This window comes from Bacillus sp. MT(2024) (genome assembly GCF_036362845.1).
GTDB classification, from domain to species: Bacteria; Bacillota; Bacilli; order Bacillales; family Bacillaceae; genus Bacillus; species Bacillus velezensis.
The window spans coordinates 3,926,587-3,942,700 of sequence record NZ_CP143632.1 but is presented as its reverse complement, the minus strand read 5'-3'; the positions used below and the strand labels follow the sequence as shown (position 1 = coordinate 3,942,700).

Here is a 16,114-nt window from a genome sequence, read left to right as displayed (position 1 = left end):
GGGGAAAGTTTTTGAATAAAGCTTTTAAAGCACTGGCCGATCCTACAAGGAGAAGAATTTTGGACTTATTAAAGAAACAAGACATGACAGCTGGTGAAATTGCGGAACACTTCGACATGTCAAAACCCAGTATTTCTCATCATCTTACCATATTGAAAAATACTGATTTGGTTCACGATGAGAGGAAGGGCCAATTTATTATGTATTCATTAAATACCACTGTATTACAGGATCTTATAGGCTGGTTCTTTTCTCTGACTGATTCAGAACATGATAATAAGAAAGGCGGGGAATCATGAAAAAATATCTCTTTTCGGCAGGAATCATTGTTTTAACTGTTTTCACATGGGTTTGCACTTATTCATCTTTACCGGACAATTTGGCGACACACTGGGGATTAAACGGAAGTGCAAATGATTACCAAACGAAAGCTGATGCGATGATGATGCTTATTGGCATCATGATTATTGTATATATTTTAATGGTTATCATCCCTAAGATTGATCCTAAAAATAACTACAAAACATTTATCCGGCCATATATGGCTATATTTAATACAATGTTTGCGGTTCTGTTTGTCATTAATCTGATGACCATCTTGACCGGCCTGGGATATGATCTCCCTATATCTTATTTAGGAAACTTTATAGTGGGAGTCATTTTCATGGTGTTTGGAAACTTCATTCAGATCGTGAAGCCTAATTTCTTTTTAGGGATAAGAACACCTTGGACGCTGAGCAGTGAAAGAGTTTGGAAGGATACACACAGGGTTAGTTCGAAAATTTTTGTCGTAGCGGGCATACTCATGATGCTTGCAGCCTTTTTGCCGCCGGTATATAGAGTGTCAGTCATTTTCATTGCGGCAATCGGCTGTATCATATTATCTTTACTATATTCTTACATTGTATATCAGAGACAATTAAATAAATAATTGTTGAACAGGAGCAATCTAATCGGATTGCTCCTATTTTGTCAGCGGGAAACGCAAAAAAATTTTGCGCTTGGCTGAAGTTTGCACGCAAACTGCCGGAATATTTTGCAGGAAAAGAAAGAATGCCGGCGAAACATCCCGTTTTTTCGGATTGGCACGGAACTTGCTTTATAAAAAGGGAAAGCAAGATCTAATGTTGAATGATTACAAAACAAGGGGGAATCAGATTATGTCAGCTTTCACAAAATCTCAAGAAATTATCAGCCAAACTTCACATTACGGCGCGAACAATTATCATCCTCTGCCGATTGTTATTTCCGAAGCACAGGGTGTATGGGTAAAAGACCCTGAAGGCAATCAATATATGGATATGCTGAGTGCTTATTCTGCGGTGAACCAGGGGCACAGACATCCGAAGATCATTCAGGCGCTGAAGGATCAGGCGGATAAAATCACTCTGACGTCACGCGCGTTCCATAATGATCAGCTCGGCCCGTTTTATGAGAAAACAGCCAAGCTGACCGGAAAAGATATGATTCTGCCGATGAATACGGGAGCGGAAGCCGTTGAATCCGCTGTCAAAGCGGCGAGACGCTGGGCATATGAGGTCAAAGGAGTAGCCGATAACCAGGCGGAAATCATTGCGTGTATCGGCAACTTCCACGGCAGAACGATGCTCGCGGTATCCCTTTCTTCAGAAGATGAGTATAAACGCGGTTTCGGACCTATGCTTCCGGGTATAAAATTAATTCCATACGGAGACGCAGAAGCGCTGCGCCGGGCGATCACGCCGAACACAGCCGCTTTCTTATTCGAACCGATTCAGGGAGAAGCGGGCATCGTCATTCCGCCGGAAGGATTTTTACAAGAAGCGGCCGCTATTTGTAAGGAAGAAAATGTGCTTCTGATCGCTGATGAAATTCAGACGGGACTCGGCCGCACAGGGAAAACATTCGCGGTTGACTGGGAAAATATCGTACCGGATATGTTTATCTTAGGCAAAGCGCTCGGCGGGGGCGTCTTCCCGATTTCGTGCATCGCGGCGAACCGTGACATTCTCGGCGTGTTTAACCCGGGTTCCCACGGCTCGACATTCGGCGGAAACCCGCTCGCTTGCGCGGTATCGCTCGCATCTCTTGAAGTCCTTGAGGAAGAAGGGCTGGCAGAGCGTTCCCTTCAGCTTGGCCGTTATTTTAAAGAAGAGCTTGAGAAAATTGATAACCCGATCATAAAAGACGTGCGCGGACGCGGCCTGTTTATCGGTGTTGAACTGACAGAAGCGGCCCGCCCGTACTGTGAAAAGCTGAAAGGCGAAGGGCTTTTATGCAAAGAAACACATGATACCGTGATCCGTTTTGCACCGCCGTTAATGATTTCCAAGGAAGACTTGGACTGGGCGGTCCAAAAGATCACAAACGTGCTTCAAAACGCGTAAAACCTTGATGCGGCAATGCTTTCCCTCGGCTTGTATGGAATTTACAAATAAAAAATTCAGCACACTCTATTTGCGCGGAGACAGTATTTTAGTATAATGTATCTTTATGTACGAAAATGAATTTCATATAACATTCATATACAAATAGAGGCTCTTTGGACAGCAAATCGGTTTCAAAGCACCGGCTTGGTTCCAATACAAGTTGCTGAAGGGGTGCAGAATAGTGAATACAAATCAAAAAGAGAATCAGCTTCAGCGCACAATGAAATCGCGCCATTTGTTTATGATTTCATTAGGCGGAGTGATCGGCACCGGGTTTTTCCTGAGTACCGGATTTACAATTAACCAGGCGGGACCGCTGGGCGCGGTTCTGTCTTATCTGGTCGGCGGTTTTATTATGTTTTTGACAATGCTCTGCTTAGGCGAGCTTGCGGTTGCCCTTCCCGTATCAGGGTCGTTTCAGACGTACGCAACCAAATTCATCAGCCCCGCTTTCGGTTTCGCATTCGGCTGGCTGTACTGGCTCGGCTGGGCGGTGACATGCGCCATTGAGTTTTTATCTGCGGGACAATTGATGCTCCGCTGGTTTCCGCATGTTCCCGTATGGGTGTGGTGCCTCGTGTTTGTCGGGTTGATGTTTCTTTTGAACGCGATTACCACAAAAGCGTTCGCTGAGTCGGAATTTTGGTTTTCCGGCATTAAAATTTTAGTCATTCTGCTGTTTATTATTTTGGGCGGCGCCGCCATGTTCGGCCTGATCGACATGAAACACGGCGAGCAGGCTCCTTTCTTCTCTCATTTTTATGAGGATGGATTGTTTCCGAACGGCATGAAGGCTATGCTTATTACGATGATTACCGTAAACTTCGCGTTCCAGGGAACGGAGCTGATCGGGGTTGCCGCGGGAGAAAGTGAAAATCCCGAGAAAACGATTCCCCGCTCTATCCGGCAGACGGTATGGAGAACCCTTGTCTTTTTCGTTCTTTCCATCATCGTCATTGCCGGGATGATTCCTTGGAAGCAGGCGGGAGTGGTCGAAAGCCCGTTTGTCGTGGTGTTTGAACAAATCGGTATTCCATATGCGGCCGATATTATGAACTTTGTTATCTTAATTGCGCTGCTCTCAGTGGCCAACTCAGGCCTGTTTGCATCGACGCGTATCCTATATGCCATGGCGAACGAAGGACAAGCCTTTAAATCGCTCGGCAAAACAACTAAACGCGGCGTGCCGATGAATGCTTTGATCGTGACGCTGGCCGTCGCCTGCCTGTCCCTGCTGTCTAAAGTGGCAGCGCCGGAAACCGTTTATATGTTTCTCTTATCATTAGCCGGACTAAGCGCGCAGGTCGGCTGGATCACGATTTCCCTGTCACAGCTGATGTTCAGACGGAAATACATCCGCGAAGGCGGCAAAGTGGAAGACCTGAAGTTTAAAACACCGCTGTACCCGGTGCTGCCTATTATCGGGCTGACGTTAAACACGGTCGTTCTGATCAGTCTCGCATTTGATTCAGAACAGCGGCTCGCCCTTTATTGCGGCATCCCGTTCATGGCGGTGTGCGTTATCGTCTATCATCTGTATGTAAAAAAGCATAAGCAGTCAGAAAAACAGATAGAGCTTTAAATCTTTTCGTGTCCAAGTCATCTTTGAGAAACCCGCACAGGACAACATACAACATGTTGAGGTGGAAAAACGGATGAACAAGAATATCTCAGTTATTGGAATGCCGATGGATTTAGGACAAGCACGACGCGGAGTGGACATGGGCCCGAGCGCCATCCGCTACGCGCATCTCATTGAACGGTTATCTGACATGGGGTATGCGGTGGAAGACTTAGGCGACATCCCCGTCAATCGTGAAAAACTCAAAAATGATGAAGAGCTGAAAAATTTGAACTCTGTGCTCTCAGGGAACGAGCAGCTCGCCCAAAAGGTGGACAGCGTCATTGAGAATGAGCGGTTCCCTCTCGTCTTGGGCGGCGATCACAGCATCGCGATCGGAACGCTGACAGGAACGGCAAAGCACTATAAACAGCTCGGCGTCATCTGGTACGACGCGCATGGCGACTTAAACACCCTGGAAACATCGCCGTCAGGCAATATTCACGGAATGCCGCTGGCCGTCAGCCTCGGCGTCGGGCACGACACGCTGGTGAATCTGGGCGGGTATGCCCCGAAAATCAAGCCGGAGAACGTCGTCATCATCGGCGCGAGATCGCTTGATGAAGGCGAGCGTGAATACATTAAGGAAACAGGCATGAAAGTCTATACGATGCATGAGATTGACCGCCTCGGCATGACAAAGGTCATTGAAGAAACCATTGACTACCTGTCAGACTGTGACGGCGTTCACCTCAGCCTTGATCTAGACGGCCTTGATCCGAGCGACGCACCCGGCGTAGGCACGCCTGTCGTCGGCGGCATCAGCTACCGTGAAAGCCACTTGGCAATGGAAATGCTGTATGATGCCGACATCATCACTTCAGCTGAATTTGTCGAAGTCAACCCGATCCTCGATCACAAAAACAAAACCGGCAAAACAGCGGTCGAGCTGGTGGAATCTTTGTTAGGAAAAAAACTATTATAAAATATGCGCCTCCGCACCTGCGGAGGTTTTTTTTGTTGCCACGAGGAAACTAGCAGGCTGCCACCCTCTTTTTGGACCTGTAAATATGATATATTTATTACACAAAATGGGAAAGGGAGGTGTCCTGACAGATGGCTGAAGTGATGGCCCACGAAACAGTTGCGAAAAAAATCAGTGACTGGTATGAGGAAATCAAAAAGCACAACACTGAATCGGCTGAGGCGTTAAGAGAACAACTGCTTACGGATCTGCAAAATATGACACAAAATCAAACGGTGCTCCTTTATTTTAATTTAATTGATTCCCGTTATAAGCTTTTGATGGAAGAGTATGAGAAAACAGACGGCATTTTAAAAACGATCCAACTGAACGCCGATAAAGAAAAAACAGACCAGATGATTCAATACTATTATTATTTCTTTTCCGGAATGCACGAGTTTTACCGTAAACGGTTTATGAACGCTATTAATTTTTACCGGATTGCTGAAAGCAGGCTCCGGCACATACCGAATGAGATTGAAAGAGCCGAGTTTAATTATCAAGTGGCGATTGCCTACTATGAAATCCGCCAAAACTACTTTGCGATGAACCACGCGGAAAAAGCGTTGGAGATCTACAAAGCCAATGAAATGTACGCGGTCAGAGAAGCACAGTGTTTAATGGTGATCGGCTGTAACAGAATGGACTTGTTTCACTATCAGAAAGCTGAAGAGCTCCTGCAGACAGCGGTTCATCAAGCCGCCAAAGCGGGCGATCCGCATATTGAAGCGCTCGCCCACTTTAACGCAGGCATTTGCTATGAAAGACAGGAAAAACTGGAGGAGGCGCGGGTCGAGTTTGAAACGGCTCTTGATCAAAAGGAGCATTTGCGATCAGCGTATTCGGTCCGGAGTCTGTACATGCTGGCCAGAGTGTTATTGAAGCAGGAAAAGACGGATGAGGGCCGGTTTTGGCTGCATAAAGCGCTGAATGCCGCTGAAGAAAAAAACGAGCCCGTATACACCCAAAAGCTGAGCATCTTACAGCATGTCTTTATTGACCGCAATGAAGAAGCGCTTGAATCAGCTTTCGCCGAGTTAAGAAGGAAAGAGCTGTGGAGTGACGTTTCCGATTTGTCGTATCAGGCCGCGGCGCATTTTAAAAAACAGGAGAAATACAAACCGGCGGCGAAGTATTTTCAGGAATCAATTGATGCCAATGACCAAATTTTGAGATTAACGGAGGGGATTCGTAATGAAAACATGTAAATTCATTGTACTCTCAGCAGCCTTGGCAAGTCTCATTTCGATTGGATTATTTGCACAAACTGGTTCAACGGCACAAGCCGAACAAATCATAAAACCGGCGGAAAACGGAGCCTTCGGATAATACTTCATGATACCGCTTTCGTGTAAGGAGTGATTCAATGGCTATCACGCTGCAGCCGATGACAGGACAAGAATTTCAGTCCTATCTCGCTCATTCAACCAAGCATTACGCTGAAGAAAAGGTAAAAGCGGGAACGTGGCTGCCTGACGAAGCGCCGGAATTAGCGGAACTGGCGTTTGAAGACCTGCTTCCTGACGGCTTGGAGACGGCCGATCACTATTTATGGACGCTGACATTGGACGGAAAGGAAAATGCCGGCTGGCTGTGGCTGCACGCCGATCCGGACAACCCGCAGCAGGACGCATTTATTTATGATTTCGGCCTTCATCCGCCTTTCCGCGGCAAAGGCTATGCAAAAGAGGCGCTCGCAAGGCTGGAGGACAAAGCCAAAGACCTGGGTGTCCGCAAGATTTCTCTCCATGTGTTCGCTCATAACGAAACGGCGCGGAAGCTGTATGAGAAGACGGGATTTCTGGAGACGGATGTCATCATGAGCAAAAAGCTGTCATGAAAAGAGGCCCGCACGATGGGCCTCTTTTGTTATTCATCTAACAATGTCATCATTTGTTCCGGATAACGCTCGCCGGCCGCCGTTCCGATCGGAAACATCTCATCCAACCGCGCCTTCACATCCTCCGGAAGCACAATGTCGAGAGCGGCGAGGTTCTCTTCCAAGTAGTGTTTCTTTTTTGTACCCGGAATCGGAATGAGATCGTCGCCGTTTGCGAGAACCCATGCGAGCGCAAGCTGAGGCGCGGTGATATTCATTTCCCGGGCAATGGCGGTAAGTTTTTGGACGAGCCCTATATTCACCGCCAAATTGTCTTCCTGGAATCTCGGCGTTCTTCTTCTGTAATCATCGGCATCCAGCTGATCTGTCGACGTCATCTTTCCGGAAAGAAAACCTCTGCCGAGCGGACTGTAAGGCACAAATGAGATGCCGAGCTCACGGCAGGCGGGCAGCACATGCTCCTCCGCTTCCCTGCTCCATAACGAATATTCCGATTGAAGCGCGGCAATCGGGTGAATGCGGACGGCGCGCCTGATCGTTTCTGCGGAAGCCTCTGACAATCCGATATACCTCACTTTTCCTTCGTCAATCAGCTCCTTCATGGCGCCGACAGTTTCTTCAATCGGCACCCGCGGATCAACCCGGTGCAGATAATAAAGGTCGATATAATCCGTCCCAAGGCGTTTCAGACTGGCATCACACGCTTTTTTCACATAATCGGGCTGTCCGTTAATTTCGATAAACTCACCCTTTTCGCTTCGGACATAACCGAATTTCGTCGCGAGGCACAGCTCCTTTCTGAATGGGGCAAGCGCTCTGCCGACAAGTTCTTCATTCGCACCCAATCCATATTGATCAGCTGTATCAAACAAATTCACGCCGAGATGAACGGCATGATGCAGTGTGGAAATCGACTCTTCCTCACTCTGGCTGCCATAGTATTCCGACATGCCCATGCACCCTAACCCCATTGCGGAAACCCGCATCGAACCGATTGTTCTGTCCTTCATATGTCCTCCCCCTTTCTTGTATGATAACCGGATTTCCTGATATTTGAAAATGTTTTATGCATAAGATTTACATATTGTTATAAAATTTTTAAAAATCTGTAAATTGTATATTTTTTTATCGCAATTCCGTCATATAATACAAATGTTGAAAAATTATACTCAAAGAAAAGAGGCGAAGTCATGATGTGTAAAAAGCTGTTCAAAGCCGTCCTCCCGTTTGCCCTGTCATTCACCATGGTTCTGTCGTTCTCCGGTATGAATGTAAAAGCGAAAGAAACAGAAATATCACGCTACGCAAAAGAAATCGCAGACCTTCAGCAGGGCACGACTCCTCAAGACGTTCTCCAATCCGCCAAAGAGCTTGCCAAACAGAAGCACGTTTCAACAGAAGCAATTCTCAAGCAGTTTCATCAAGAAATCACGGCAGACAAGGTGCAAGGAAATGTAATCGCTTCCAAAGAAGAACTCTCTGCAATGGGCGGATCGTCAGGAACCAAAAAACTTCCGAAAAGCACAAAAGGCAATATTTATTACACGAACTCATACACGGCTTATTACAACCACGGGCATGTCGGCATGTATTCATCCGCTGATAAAATTGTCGAATCCGTGCCGGGAGACGGCGTCCGCCAGATTGCGTATAACGGAAGAGAAGTCGAAGACAATTCAATCGTCCAGACCGTGAAAGTTACCGATGCTCAAAAACAAGCCGCCGCTGACTGGGCCGTATCAAGAGTCGGTGATGAGTACTCCTTCAACTTCGTCAATAACAGAAATACGGGCCATGAAGGCGCCAAAAACTGCTCAAAACTGCTGTGGTCGGCATTCCTTTTAAAAGCGGGGATTGATATCGACTCTAACGGCGGTTTAGGCGTATACCCGCGCGACATCACAAGCTCGTCCTACACAACCACGATTCTGACCATTCACTAGGGAGAACAACGTGAAAAAAATCATCTGGATACCCTTAGTGATCATCGCCGCCGCCGCGGTCTTATGCTTCTTCTATTTCCGCACGGAAGCTCCTGCGGAGGTTGCGAGAGACACATTAAATGACCCTGATTTTCTGAAAGATAAAGAGGCGCTGCTGTATTTCTCCACTGCGGCTGACCAAGACACGTTCGGCGGCGGAAAAAGCTACGCCCTCTTCGCCGATGAAAAAGGGCGGCTCTCTTCTTATCAAATGAAGGGGCTTGAGCTCGGATCGGCCAAAGTGCATGACGAAAGCGTCCTGCTGGAGGACAAAAAAGGAATCTACACCGTTCAGCACGGCCTTCACACGTATAAAAGAGCGTATCAGCATACGGGAGACAGCGCGGGATATATCGAACGGGCGAAAGGCTTTTACACGCTGTATAATTCGGGCTACGACAAGAGCGGCGGCAGCTATCGCTCAGAGCTGTACCGCCAGATGGACGGCAGGTGGAAGCAAGACGTCATCCCGCACTATATCCGCGCTTCAGGCTTTTTTAAAGATCATCTTTTCGCGCTCACGCCGACAGATGACGAAAAAGGCTATCACGTCCAAGACATTCAGGCCGATAAAGAAAAGCTCCATACAAACTCAATCGCGACATGGACGTATAAAGAAGGCACGTCTGTCGAATCCCAGCTCGCCGCGGACGACAGCGCCGTCTGCTTTGTTACCAGAGGGGAAAAAGCCGATCACATCTATCAAATGGTGAAAGTCATGAAAAACAGCGGCGCCATCAAAACGTATGACATCGCCGCTTATAAAAATGACGAACAGACGATCTATGACTCCATGCCGTTCAGCTTCAAAAAAAGCTTTTTCATGGAGCATCGCAGCTTCTATTTCGTTGACGGCTTCGGAACCGTCTACCGCATCAACCCTGAGACCGGAAAAAGCAAAAAGGCCTTCACCCTCCCCGCATCACGAATGAAAGCCGACTTCAAGGAGCTGACCCATCAAAACGGAAAGCTGTATCTGTTTACGTACAGCTACAAAAAGCCCGCCAAAATCGAATCCTTCGACCTGAAAACGGGCAAAAAACTGAACGACCTGACCATCCCAAACTTAAAAAACATCGTCACGCCGAAAAGCCATCTCAAGCTGTATGATGTGCAGGTGATGGAGGGGTTTTAAAGAGTATGAACATTTGGGAAGAGCTTGCCGCTTTTGGTAAGCTTTTTATAATGAAACGTTACTGCAAGAAAGAAGGTGTTCATTTGAAATCATTCAGTCTCTTCTTATTGTTGTCCGTCATTTGTATAACCATTGTTTTTGTCATAATGAATATGTTGATTGGATACCCTGATGTGAGTAACGGGGCATTGATTATGATTGTATATATCGTTGTGACCCTCATGATAAGGCTATATAACAAGAAAAAAGCCGACCGAGCATAGAGATAGAGGAATTTGACCCGTAAAAGCAGAAGACAGTCAGATGAAGGAGGGAGCCGATGAAGAAAAAGCTTGCCGCGGTGACCGTCACCATTCTCCTGGTTTCCGTGATAACCAACTCTTTTTTAAACGGCGGAAAGCCGGACTGGATTGATGTATGCTGTACGCTGCTGGCGTGTATATTAGGAATTCTGTTCGTCCTTCGCTTAGAAAAAAGAGAAAACACGTAAAGAGCCGGATGCTGAAAACACCGGCTCTTTTTGCGCGTGATTTGCCGAATTGTGGATAAAACTCAGCCCGAAGCACTACTAACATGTGTATAAATAGGTTATATTGAAAAGAGAACAATTGCCGCGTGCAAAAGAAAACCGGAGGACGTAACGATGAAAACCGCTTATTATTCTTGTGAAGAACATATCGAAACCGTGCTGGACATGTACATAGATGATCATGAGCTTCCGCCCGAAATCAGAAAAATCGAACATACTAACAGTTTATCCACAGCCTGTGAATTATGTGGGGACACTGCAACATATCTAGTAGGGAACGAATGATCCTACACAAAATACAGAAAAGATATCCACAATTGTGGACAATATATATGAATAACTTGTTTCTAAAGTGGGGATGACCTGTGAATATCAATATTGTGACAATCGGAAAACTAAAAGAAAAATACCTTAAGCAAGGCATTGAAGAATACAAAAAACGACTCTCAGCCTACGCAAAAATCGACATCATCGAACTCCCGGACGAAAAAGCTCCGGAAAACCTGAGCGACCAAGACATGAAAATCGTCAAAGACAAAGAAGGCGAACGCATCCTGGCCAAAATCAGCCCGGACACCCACGTCATCGCCCTCGCCATCGAAGGAAAAATGAAAACATCCGAAGAACTGGCCGATACAATAGATAAGCTGGCGACTTATGGAAAAAGCAAAATCACCTTCGTCATCGGCGGCTCACTCGGCCTAAGCGACGCCGTCATGAAACGGGCAGACGACAAACTGTCATTCTCGAAGATGACATTTCCTCATCAGCTGATGCGGCTTATTCTGGTGGAGCAGATTTATCGGGCGTTTCGGATTAATCGTGGGGAGCCTTATCATAAGTGAGTGTGGGTTTTTCAAAATATAATTGTAAATAATTGTGGAAGAGTTGTTTTTATAGAAAAAAGAAGTTAGTTGATTATTTATCTTTGAGAAATATTTTATTTTTTATTTATTTACTTTTAAAATGCAAAATAAGAAGGGGAAGAAAAAATGAATTTTGAAGCAATGAGTGATAACATACGGGGTCTATTTACAGCTACAAGAACATATAAAATACCTAGATTTCAACGTGATTTTTCCTGGGATCAAAATAATTATAATGAATTTTTAAATGATATGTTATCACAAATATCATTTAATCCCGATACCGCCAAATTTGAAACATCACAATATTTTTTAGGTAATATGTTATTCTTGGGAGAGAAAGATAAAGATTTAGTTCAAGTTGTAGATGGTCAACAAAGATTAACTATATCTACAATATTATTAGCAGCATTAAGGAATTCATTGTATGATGTGAAAAACTCAGCATTATATGGTGATGCACAAGTAGAAGCTGCTAGTAATTATGCTGATACTATACAAAGTGAATATTTAATAAAAAAAATTGATGGAACTCCACAAAGGAAAGTACAAACAACTTCTAGTTTTCCGTATTTTACACAAACAATTCAAGATTATCGTACTAAAAATAGTGAAGTTGAGCCCGCTACAGAAGAGGAAGAATTATTAAAAAAAACATTTGATTTCTTTTTAAGTGAATTGAAACCAAATGTTTTTTTAAAGAAAATTTCGACAATGTATCAGTTTCAATTTAAAATAGAAAATTATGTAGATTCTTTAAAAGCATTAAGAGACCAATTACTAAAGTCCGAAATAATTGATGTGTTTGTTTCAGAAAAAGAACAAGCTAATAAAATCTTTGAAAATATAAATTCCAAAGGTAAACCGCTTTCGCAGGTAGATTTAATAAAAAACTCTATTTTTAGCAGAATTGATATTACTGATGGTGGAGTTGATGAAATATCGAGAACTTGGAATGATTTTAAAAAACTAATTGTAGATTTAGATACTACTTTCAATGAATTTTTCTTACACTATTGGAAGGCGGTTTATCCACAAGATAGTGCAAACGGAAATAACTTGTATAAAAAGTTTCTTAAAAGATTTGGAACAAGTACAGATCAAGAACTTGAAAAATTTGTTAGAGAGTTAAAACAAGGTCTAGAATTTTATAAAACAATAGTTTCACCAGATCGAAATCAATTTACGAGAAAAGAGTTAAAAGCAGAATTAGAATATCTTGTAGCGATTAATAGATTTAAAGGTGTACAGGTACGACCTGTTTTGCTCTCATTATATATCACTGACGCTAAACTAGGCAAAAAGAAATTACCTCAAAAAGAAAAAACTTTATTCTTACAGTTTCTAAGTAATTTTCATTTTGCAGCATTTGGAACAAATTTAAAAGTTAGATCTAATAAAGCTACAAGTCCGTATAAAAATTTTTCGGAAAAAGTTTCTAATGCTAGGTCAAAAAACGATATTAAAGTAGCTATTTCAGAATTAAGAAAAGAATTAGTAAAACTTCTTACTAAGGAAAACTTTGTTGTAGCGTTTGAGAGCTTAGAGTTTTCTAAAGAAAAAGCCAGAGGAGGGCTAGAAGCCTTTCCTGCTTCCTATGCTATAAAACAATTAGCTAATCGGATGGATAATAGAAGATTTGATGATGATGAATATTCTATAGAGCATATTTTAGATGAGTCGTTGGGTGACACGGAAAATATCGGAAATTTAACAGTGCTTGAAGAAAAATATAATAGAGAATTAAATGAAGAGAAAAAACAAAATAAAGATATATCATTTGAACAAAAGAAATCTATATATCTAAAGAGTAACTATACTATGGTTCAAACATTATGTGAAAAACATAATAGGTTTACTCGTGAGGATGTTTCTAGAAGAGCTAATAAATTGGCAAATTCTTTTTGGGATTCCTTCTTAATTTAGAAAAAATCTTCATTGTGATAACTAAATTCTTATATAGCTATATTCTCAAATTGAGAAATAATTAGAAGTTCGAGTCGGATAAGAGTCGTATTAGTTCTAATTTAGACTAACTATAAAGAGAATAAAACGTCATTTATTTACACGACGGTAGTCTTATCATAAGTGAGTTGTACTTTTAATGTAAAATAAAATTAAGTGAAATATGAAGAGGAGAAAATGATTTACTAGAAATTAATCAAATAAAAACAAATTTAGAGTATAAATATTCAGATTTAATAAATGTAGTTGCTGATAAGGAAATTATGAATGAACACCAAAAAAGAAATTTTTGATCCAAAATATTGGCAGTATACAGGTGTAATAGGAAGATACGGTCAGATTTCTGAGGAAAATAAATTAAATTAAGTAAAGTAGCAATAAATATAAAGATCTTTTCGATAAGCAATACGGATGATGAAGGAAACTATTATAAAGGTCAAGTATTTTTAAATCGAGTTACAACCCAGACTAATAGGCAAAATAGTATTAGCAGCAGAGACTTTTTATCACTAGATCAGTGTTACGCTGTAAAAGATTTTTTTGAACATAGGGCTTTGCGTTTGATAAAATATTCATCTTATTTGGTTTTCTTCGCATTTCTTTGAAAATGAATAGAAAAAAACCAGATTCCAATACAAATCTGGTTTCCTACATCTGATGAAAGCAACCTACTGTTGCTTCTCTTTCACCATCTTAATAAAGAGAAAGAAGACAATGATTACAATAAAATAATTCAATGGATTCTTAACGATGCTTATCTCCAGTGAAATCTGTAAGAGTATCCAGAGAATGAAGATGGCTAGTATTGAAGGAATGATGATTTTGTACATGTCGACCACCTTCCATAGTTAGTAAAAGAAACGGGCGCGGGCCCCTTTTTCTTCATGGTTAAAAGCAAGATGCGGCAGCTCCTGTCATTGCACCGCCAACAGCGCCGGTAATGGCTCCGACGGCACCCGCTCCTACTGTTCCGATGCCGGGTATTGTGACTGTTCCTACAGCAGCTCCTGCGAGACCCAGTGTGCCGCCTCCAGTTACCGCACCGCCGCCAGTACCTAAAATACATTTTCCGACTGATTGGGTGCTGATTGACCCGCTTGTTTTTCCAGCGTCTTTGTTTACGACTTTGACTAAAACGCCATTTTTGATTTTTTCATATTTCAGTGTAACGGGGTCACCATTTTTGTCAGTAGAGCTTTTCGGAAGAGCCTGCTCCTCGCCCGTTATGTTGTCTTTTAGGGTTGCATTGCCTTTAGCGTCAATATGAACATCTGCATGATTGAACGTCATCTTCAGCTCACTGTCGTTGAGGTTTTCAACTTTGTATGTAGCTTGGGATTCTGCGGCAGCCGCAGCATGGGGTAAAACCGGGAGGGCAAAGGCACCTGCTAGGAATACCAAGGCTGCCAGTTTCACTGCGGTTAGCTTCATTCTGCTTTGCATAATTGATCCTCCTCCTTTGGTTGCCATACTAACAAAGGCATTCTGCTTGTTAAACCCTTACCATATAAAATGATAAAAAATTCACCCAATTTCATCACATTAACCAACACGGTTTGTATGTTTCCCTTCGAAAGTCATAGGAGAGCAGGGTTCATATCTGATGCGAAGTTATCAAGGAGGGCAGAAACGTAAAGAAGAGCTCAGAGAAGCACCTTTATTGCAAACAACAGCTTCCTTCGCTTTTTCCACACGTCAGTATAAATCCCTTTCCGTCACGGAAACCTAGTGGAAAAGGTTTCTGAAAGGAGGGGGATATGATGAAAAGTGAAAAAATTCAAAACAAAACATCTTTGGTTTGGAAGATGGCGATTGCCTCTGCGGTTTCTTGGGAAGCGGCAAAACTGGCGGGCTCTGATCATCCCTATTTAGCGCCTCTATCTGTTATCTTATGTTTGCAGCCAACGATAGATCAGTCGATTCGTTTTTCTTTTCATCGTATTGCGGGAACTGCGATTGGGATCATGCTAACGTCCTTTCTTGTCAGTCACTTGCCAATGAATGGCTGGATGCTGGGGCTGTTCCTGTTAGGCGGTACTTACATAGCGAAGTGGTTGCGAATAGATGTAACGGTTCTGCATCAGGTAGCGCTCACCATTTTATTGGTCTTTACGTTTGAACGAAACTCTAAAGATTATGCATTCGACCGAATCATCGATACGGTGATCGGCGTCATCATCGCGATTCTGGTTCACATGTTCCTGTTTCCGCCGGATTACACAAAAAAGGCAGCGGACTCTTTTCAAACATTGGCCCGTCAGCTTTCCGGCACACTTTCAGACCTTTCCAAATGGGTGCAATCAGAGTGGGGACAAGGAAAAGGGAACCTTATGGAATATAAAATGAACCATCTTCTGCAGGAGCTGCATACGGCAAAAGAGATGCTGCAAACAGCCTCTGACAGCTTAAAATTCAACCCCGTCAGAAAAAAACATAAAAACATCATTTCAAGCTATCAAATAGAGATGCAAAAGTTGAACGCCGGATTTGAGTATCTGTCAAATATAGTGAAAACGTTAAAAGAATGGGAAAAAGAAGGAGCTTTATCTTCAAGTGACAAAAGGGAGATGGGGAATAATTTACAAGTGTTAAGTGAATATTTTGCGGGTTTTAAAGGCATACAGCAGGGTGAAACAGACAATCGGAAACAGAAGGAACAGAACGTGTTATTGGAATCTCTCCGCTCCGACATGCTGTCGCACCCGCCGCCCGGTCATAGGGTCTATAAAGACTCTTTTTTTTTAGAAACGAAGAAATTGCTGAAGCGTTTGTAATGTTTTCTGGAAAAAAAGAATACGGATATA

19 protein-coding genes are annotated in these 16,114 nt (G+C 43.3%); 16 read left to right on the top strand and 3 right to left on the bottom strand.

The window, feature by feature from the left end:
- The first annotated feature begins 11 nt into the window (after positions 1 to 11).
- The 8 genes from VP472_RS19610 (at position 12) to VP472_RS19575 (ending at position 6,833) form a co-directional block, all read left to right on the top strand.
- Positions 12 to 299, top strand: a complete 288-nt coding sequence (locus VP472_RS19610; RefSeq protein WP_015240946.1) for an autorepressor SdpR family transcription factor — start codon at positions 12 to 14, stop codon at positions 297 to 299.
- Positions 296 to 931 (top strand): SdpI family protein, encoded by a 636-nt coding sequence (locus tag VP472_RS19605; RefSeq protein ID WP_109567565.1) that lies wholly within the window; start codon positions 296 to 298, stop codon positions 929 to 931. Before VP472_RS19610 ends, VP472_RS19605 begins: the two co-directional genes overlap by 4 nt.
- 229 nt (positions 932 to 1,160) lie before the next feature.
- Positions 1,161 to 2,366 (top strand): ornithine--oxo-acid transaminase, encoded by a 1,206-nt coding sequence (locus VP472_RS19600; protein WP_025650081.1) that lies wholly within the window; start codon positions 1,161 to 1,163, stop codon positions 2,364 to 2,366.
- A gap of 223 nt (positions 2,367 to 2,589) precedes the next feature.
- The gene (locus tag VP472_RS19595) at positions 2,590 to 3,990 is read left to right on the top strand and encodes an amino acid permease (RefSeq protein WP_077723095.1); all 1,401 of its coding nucleotides are present in this window, start codon (positions 2,590 to 2,592) and stop codon (positions 3,988 to 3,990) included.
- 73 nt (positions 3,991 to 4,063) lie between these two features.
- Positions 4,064 to 4,954, top strand: a complete 891-nt coding sequence (rocF, locus tag VP472_RS19590; protein ID WP_007407883.1) for an arginase — start codon at positions 4,064 to 4,066, stop codon at positions 4,952 to 4,954.
- 131 nt (positions 4,955 to 5,085) lie between these two features.
- Positions 5,086 to 6,201 carry a response regulator aspartate phosphatase gene (locus VP472_RS19585; RefSeq protein WP_146275935.1) on the top strand — a complete coding sequence of 372 codons (1,116 nt, stop codon included), beginning with the start codon at positions 5,086 to 5,088 and terminating at the stop codon, positions 6,199 to 6,201.
- The gene (locus VP472_RS19580; RefSeq protein ID WP_007407881.1) at positions 6,188 to 6,322 is read left to right on the top strand and encodes a hypothetical protein; all 135 of its coding nucleotides are present in this window, start codon (positions 6,188 to 6,190) and stop codon (positions 6,320 to 6,322) included. The genes VP472_RS19585 and VP472_RS19580 overlap by 14 nt, the downstream gene beginning before the upstream one ends.
- Before the next feature lie 37 nt (positions 6,323 to 6,359).
- A complete protein-coding gene (locus VP472_RS19575) occupies positions 6,360 to 6,833 on the top strand; it encodes a GNAT family N-acetyltransferase (protein ID WP_017418509.1) in 474 nt (157 codons plus the stop codon).
- A gap of 29 nt (positions 6,834 to 6,862) precedes the next feature.
- Here the strand turns inward: VP472_RS19575 and VP472_RS19570 are convergent, their stop codons facing one another.
- Positions 6,863 to 7,843 carry an aldo/keto reductase gene (locus VP472_RS19570; RefSeq protein WP_146275933.1) on the bottom strand — a complete coding sequence of 327 codons (981 nt, stop codon included), beginning with the start codon at positions 7,841 to 7,843 and terminating at the stop codon, positions 6,863 to 6,865.
- 183 nt (positions 7,844 to 8,026) lie between these two features.
- Here VP472_RS19570 and VP472_RS19565 point away from each other — a divergent pair, with 183 nt between their 5' ends.
- The 7 genes from VP472_RS19565 to VP472_RS19535 all read left to right on the top strand — a co-directional run bounded on the left by VP472_RS19565 (position 8,027) and on the right by VP472_RS19535 (position 13,271).
- On the top strand, positions 8,027 to 8,776 hold the full coding sequence (locus VP472_RS19565) for a YiiX/YebB-like N1pC/P60 family cysteine hydrolase (protein ID WP_146277430.1): 750 nt from the start codon (positions 8,027 to 8,029) through the stop codon (positions 8,774 to 8,776).
- A gap of 10 nt (positions 8,777 to 8,786) precedes the next feature.
- The gene (locus VP472_RS19560; protein WP_146275931.1) at positions 8,787 to 9,950 is read left to right on the top strand and encodes a hypothetical protein; all 1,164 of its coding nucleotides are present in this window, start codon (positions 8,787 to 8,789) and stop codon (positions 9,948 to 9,950) included.
- Between the two features lie 5 nt (positions 9,951 to 9,955).
- Entirely contained in the window at positions 9,956 to 10,213 is a 258-nt protein-coding gene (locus VP472_RS19555) for a hypothetical protein (protein WP_102422120.1), read from the top strand.
- A 56-nt stretch (positions 10,214 to 10,269) separates the two neighbouring features.
- Entirely contained in the window at positions 10,270 to 10,440 is a 171-nt protein-coding gene (locus tag VP472_RS19550; RefSeq protein WP_165698148.1) for a hypothetical protein, read from the top strand.
- Positions 10,441 to 10,593: 153 nt separating this feature from the next.
- Positions 10,594 to 10,764: a CxxH/CxxC protein gene (locus VP472_RS19545; protein ID WP_004393147.1), complete on the top strand. Its 171-nt coding sequence runs from the start codon at positions 10,594 to 10,596 to the stop codon at positions 10,762 to 10,764.
- 80 nt (positions 10,765 to 10,844) lie between these two features.
- Positions 10,845 to 11,324 carry a 23S rRNA (pseudouridine(1915)-N(3))-methyltransferase RlmH gene (rlmH, locus tag VP472_RS19540; protein WP_013354196.1) on the top strand — a complete coding sequence of 160 codons (480 nt, stop codon included), beginning with the start codon at positions 10,845 to 10,847 and terminating at the stop codon, positions 11,322 to 11,324.
- A gap of 147 nt (positions 11,325 to 11,471) precedes the next feature.
- Positions 11,472 to 13,271, top strand: a complete 1,800-nt coding sequence (locus VP472_RS19535; RefSeq protein WP_146275929.1) for a DUF262 domain-containing protein — start codon at positions 11,472 to 11,474, stop codon at positions 13,269 to 13,271.
- A gap of 707 nt (positions 13,272 to 13,978) precedes the next feature.
- Here VP472_RS19535 and VP472_RS19530 read toward each other — a convergent pair.
- Both VP472_RS19530 and VP472_RS19525 read right to left on the bottom strand, forming a co-directional pair.
- Positions 13,979 to 14,140, bottom strand: a complete 162-nt coding sequence (locus VP472_RS19530) for a hypothetical protein (RefSeq protein WP_044052758.1) — start codon at positions 14,138 to 14,140, stop codon at positions 13,979 to 13,981.
- A gap of 58 nt (positions 14,141 to 14,198) precedes the next feature.
- Entirely contained in the window at positions 14,199 to 14,753 is a 555-nt protein-coding gene (locus VP472_RS19525; RefSeq protein ID WP_095318288.1) for a Pathogenicity island protein, read from the bottom strand.
- A 314-nt stretch (positions 14,754 to 15,067) separates the two neighbouring features.
- On the opposite strand from VP472_RS19525, the gene VP472_RS19520 reads away from it, so the two are divergent.
- On the top strand, positions 15,068 to 16,084 hold the full coding sequence (locus VP472_RS19520) for an FUSC family protein (RefSeq protein ID WP_146275927.1): 1,017 nt from the start codon (positions 15,068 to 15,070) through the stop codon (positions 16,082 to 16,084).
- Positions 16,085 to 16,114: the final 30 nt, after the last annotated feature.